Below are 5,085 nucleotides of genomic sequence, written 5' to 3'. Positions count from 1 at the left end.
GATCAGTGTTTTGCTAGTTTGAGTTTTTACGCTAGTGATTTGGCTCTACGCTTATGGCTGATTGCTTCCCTTCGGGGGAGAATCGAGAGTCTTTAACGGAGAGTTTGATCCTGGCTCAGGACGAACGCTGGCGGCGTGCTTAACACATGCAAGTCGAACGATGAAGCCCAGCTTGCTGGGTGGATTAGTGGCGAACGGGTGAGTAACACGTGGGTGATCTGCCCTGCACTTCGGGATAAGCCTGGGAAACTGGGTCTAATACCGGATACGACCAAAGGCTGCATGGTTTTTGGTGGAAAGGTTTACCGGTGCAGGATGAGCCCGCGGCCTATCAGCTTGTTGGTGGGGTAATGGCCTACCAAGGCGACGACGGGTAGCCGGCCTGAGAGGGCGACCGGCCACACTGGGACTGAGACACGGCCCAGACTCCTACGGGAGGCAGCAGTGGGGAATATTGCACAATGGGCGAAAGCCTGATGCAGCGACGCCGCGTGAGGGATGACGGCCTTCGGGTTGTAAACCTCTTTCAGCAGGGACGAAGCGCAAGTGACGGTACCTGCAGAAGAAGCACCGGCCAACTACGTGCCAGCAGCCGCGGTAATACGTAGGGTGCGAGCGTTGTCCGGAATTACTGGGCGTAAAGAGCTCGTAGGCGGTTTGTCGCGTCGTCTGTGAAAACCCGCAGCTCAACTGCGGGCTTGCAGGCGATACGGGCAGACTTGAGTACTGCAGGGGAGACTGGAATTCCTGGTGTAGCGGTGAAATGCGCAGATATCAGGAGGAACACCGGTGGCGAAGGCGGGTCTCTGGGCAGTAACTGACGCTGAGGAGCGAAAGCGTGGGTAGCGAACAGGATTAGATACCCTGGTAGTCCACGCCGTAAACGGTGGGCGCTAGGTGTGGGTTTCCTTCCACGGGATCCGTGCCGTAGCTAACGCATTAAGCGCCCCGCCTGGGGAGTACGGCCGCAAGGCTAAAACTCAAAGGAATTGACGGGGGCCCGCACAAGCGGCGGAGCATGTGGATTAATTCGATGCAACGCGAAGAACCTTACCTGGGTTTGACATATACCGGACCGCCGTAGAGATACGGTTTCCCTTGTGGTCGGTATACAGGTGGTGCATGGCTGTCGTCAGCTCGTGTCGTGAGATGTTGGGTTAAGTCCCGCAACGAGCGCAACCCTTGTCCTGTGTTGCCAGCACGTAATGGTGGGGACTCGCAGGAGACTGCCGGGGTCAACTCGGAGGAAGGTGGGGACGACGTCAAGTCATCATGCCCCTTATGTCCAGGGCTTCACACATGCTACAATGGCCGGTACAGAGGGCTGCGATACCGTGAGGTGGAGCGAATCCCTTAAAGCCGGTCTCAGTTCGGATCGGGGTCTGCAACTCGACCCCGTGAAGTCGGAGTCGCTAGTAATCGCAGATCAGCAACGCTGCGGTGAATACGTTCCCGGGCCTTGTACACACCGCCCGTCACGTCATGAAAGTCGGTAACACCCGAAGCCGGTGGCCTAACCCCTTGTGGGAGGGAGCCGTCGAAGGTGGGATCGGCGATTGGGACGAAGTCGTAACAAGGTAGCCGTACCGGAAGGTGCGGCTGGATCACCTCCTTTCTAAGGAGCAACTCCAGGGTGGCGGTTCGAACAGTCGAATCGTTCTCTGGCAGAGCCCGTTTGCCGCCGTACGTGCGGCACGGGAGCTCATGGGTGGAACGCTGACAAGCATCTTTTCTCATCACTGCCGGCCCGTGTGTCGGTGGGAGATCAGGTTATATCGGTGCACTGTTGGGTCCTGAGAGAACACGCGAGTGTTTGATCAGCGACGATGTTTGTGAAAGCGGTTGGCCGTGTGGCCGGCGTGAGTAGTGAATGTTGTGTGTTGTTTGAGAACTGCACAGTGGACGCGAGCATCTTTGTTGTAAGTGTTTATGAGCGTACGGTGGATGCCTTGGCACCAGGAGCCGATGAAGGACGTGGGAGGCTGCGATATGCCTCGGGGAGCTGTCAACCGAGCTGTGATCCGAGGATTTCCGAATGGGGAAACCCAGCACGAGTGATGTCGTGTTACCCGCATCTGAATATATAGGGTGTGTGGAGGGAACGTGGGGAAGTGAAACATCTCAGTACCCACAGGAAGAGAAAACAACATGTGATTCCGTGAGTAGTGGCGAGCGAAAGCGGAAGAGGCTAAACCATGGTCATGTGATACCCGGCAGGGGTTGTGGTCGTGGGGTTGTGGGGTTCATTGTGTCGGTTCTGCCGGACCGGCCGACAGTAAGAAATCATCGTGTTAGTCGAAGTGGTCTGGAACGGCCTGTCGTAGAGGGTGAGAATCCCGTAGACGAAAACATGGTGACTGTCGATGTGAATACCCAAGTAGCACCGGGCCCGTGAAATCTGGTGTGAATCTGTCGGGACCACCCGATAAGCCTGAATACTCCCTGGTGACCGATAGCGGACTAGTACCGTGAGGGAAAGGTGAAAAGTACCCCGGGAGGGGAGTGAAATAGTACCTGAAACCGTGCGCTTACAATCCGTCAGAGCCTTCGAGTGACTTGTCACTGGGGGTGATGGCGTGCCTTTTGAAGAATGAGCCTGCGAGTTAGTGGCATGTCGCGAGGTTAACCCGTGTGGGGTAGTCGTAGCGAAAGCGAGTCCGAATAGGGCGTATCAGTGGCATGTTCTAGACCCGAAGCGGAGTGATCTACCCATGGCCAGGGTGAAGCGACGGTAAGACGTCGTGGAGGCCCGAACCCACTTAGGTTGAAAACTGAGGGGATGAGCTGTGGGTAGGGGTGAAAGGCCAATCAAACTCCGTGATAGCTGGTTCTCCCCGAAATGCATTTAGGTGCAGCGTCGCGTGTTTCTCACCGGAGGTAGAGCTACTGGATGGTCTAGGGGGCCCACAAGCTTACCGAAATCAGCCAAACTCCGAATGCCGGTGAGTGAGAGCGCGGCAGTGAGACTGCGGGGGATAAGCTTCGTAGTCGAGAGGGAAACAGCCCAGATCGCCGGCTAAGGCCCCTAAGCGTGTACTAAGTGGAAAAGGATGTGGGATCGCTGAGACAACCAGGAGGTTGGCTTAGAAGCAGCCACCCTTGAAAGAGTGCGTAATAGCTCACTGGTCAAGTGGTTCTGCGCCGACAATGTAGCGGGGCTCAAGTACACCGCCGAAGCCGCGGCATTCACACAACACCCCGGAAGGGTTACGGTCTTTCCGGCAGTGGTGTGGATGGGTAGGGGAGCGTCGTGTGGCCGTGGAAGCGCCGGAGTGATCCAGGTGTGGAGGCCATGCGAGTGAGAATGCAGGCATGAGTAGCGAAAGACGAGTGAGAAACTCGTCCGCCGAATGACCAAGGGTTCCTGGGCCAGGTTAATCCGCCCAGGGTGAGTCGGGACCTAAGGCGAGGCCGACAGGCGTAGTCGATGGACAACGGGTTGATATTCCCGTACCCGTGTATCCGCGCCCAATGGCGAATCAGTTGTGCTAACCGTCCAAAAGTTCTTCGGGTTCCTTCGGGAGTCCGGGGGACGGCTGCACGGGACCCTGGCTGTAGTAGTCAAGCGATGGGGTGACGCAGGAAGGTAGCTGGGCCAGGTGGTGGAATACCTGGTGTAAGCCGGTAGGGCGAGACGTAGGCAAATCCGCGTCTCATGTGGCCTGAGAGGTGATGCGTACCCGTTGAGGGGAATTCAGTGATCCTATGCTGCCGAGAAAAGCCTCTAGTGAGTTGGTACACGGCCCGTACCCCAAACCGACACAGGTGGTCAGGTAGAGAATACCAAGGCGATCGAGAGAACTGTGGTTAAGGAACTCGGCAAAATGCCCCCGTAACTTCGGGAGAAGGGGGACCACGCCTGGTGACCGGATTTACTCCGTGAGCTGGGGGTGGTCGCAGAGACCAGAGAGAAGCGACTGTTTACTAAAAACACAGGTCCGTGCGAAGTCGTAAGACGATGTATACGGACTGACGCCTGCCCGGTGCTGGAAGGTTAAGAGGACCGGTTAGCCATTTCGGTGGCGAAGCTGAGAATTTAAGCCCCAGTAAACGGCGGTGGTAACTATAACCATCCTAAGGTAGCGAAATTCCTTGTCGGGTAAGTTCCGACCTGCACGAATGGCGTAACGACTTCTCTGCTGTCTCAACCACAGACTCGGCGAAATTGCATTACGAGTAAAGATGCTCGTTACGCGCGGCAGGACGAAAAGACCCCGGGACCTTCACTATAGCTTGGTATTGGTGTTCGGTTCGGTTTGTGTAGGATAGGTGGGAGACTGTGAAGCGGCCACGCCAGTGGTTGTGGAGTCGTTGTTGAAATACCACTCTGATCGTATTGGACATCTAACCTCGGACCATGATCTGGTTCAGGGACAGTGCCTGGTGGGTAGTTTAACTGGGGCGGTTGCCTCCCAAAATGTAACGGAGGCGCCCAAAGGTTCCCTCAGCCTGGTTGGCAATCAGGTGTCGAGTGCAAGTGCACAAGGGAGCTTGACTGTGAGACTGACAGGTCGAGCAGGGACGAAAGTCGGGACTAGTGATCCGGCACCGGCATGTGGAAGCGGTGTCGCTCAACGGATAAAAGGTACCCCGGGGATAACAGGCTGATCTTCCCCAAGAGTCCATATCGACGGGATGGTTTGGCACCTCGATGTCGGCTCGTCGCATCCTGGGGCTGGAGTAGGTCCCAAGGGTTGGGCTGTTCGCCCATTAAAGCGGCACGCGAGCTGGGTTTAGAACGTCGTGAGACAGTTCGGTCTCTATCCGCCGCGCGCGTTAGAAACTTGAGGAAGGCTGTCCCTAGTACGAGAGGACCGGGACGGACGAACCTCTGGTGTGCCAGTTGTCCCGCCAGGGGCACTGCTGGTTGGCTACGTTCGGAAGGGATAACCGCTGAAAGCATCTAAGCGGGAAGCCTGTTCCAAGATGAGGTTTCTCACCCCCTCGAGGGGGTAAGGCCCCCGGCAGATCACCGGGTTGATAGGCCAGAACTGGAAGTCCGGTAACGGATGGAGGTGACTGGTACTAATAGGCCGAGGACTTACCACGAAGAAGCTACGCGTCCACTGTGCGGTATCTGAAACA

At 56.6% G+C, this 5,085-nt stretch carries 2 rRNA genes; both read left to right on the top strand.

The annotated features are described in order from the left end of the window. Window positions 1-92 precede the first annotated feature (92 nt). Window positions 93-1,615 (top strand): 16S ribosomal RNA (locus A8G15_RS24025). A 302-nt stretch (window positions 1,616-1,917) separates the two neighbouring features. Beyond that, window positions 1,918-5,049: ribosomal RNA gene (locus tag A8G15_RS24020) — 23S ribosomal RNA — on the top strand. Together the 16S and 23S rRNA genes form the textbook arrangement of a ribosomal RNA operon. Window positions 5,050-5,085: the final 36 nt, after the last annotated feature.

The sequence above is a fragment of the Rhodococcus phenolicus genome, from assembly GCF_001646785.1.
GTDB lineage: Bacteria > Actinomycetota > Actinomycetes > Mycobacteriales > Mycobacteriaceae > Rhodococcus > Rhodococcus phenolicus.
Note: the sequence above shows the minus strand (reverse complement) of the source record. Positions and strands in the feature narration are given on the sequence as shown.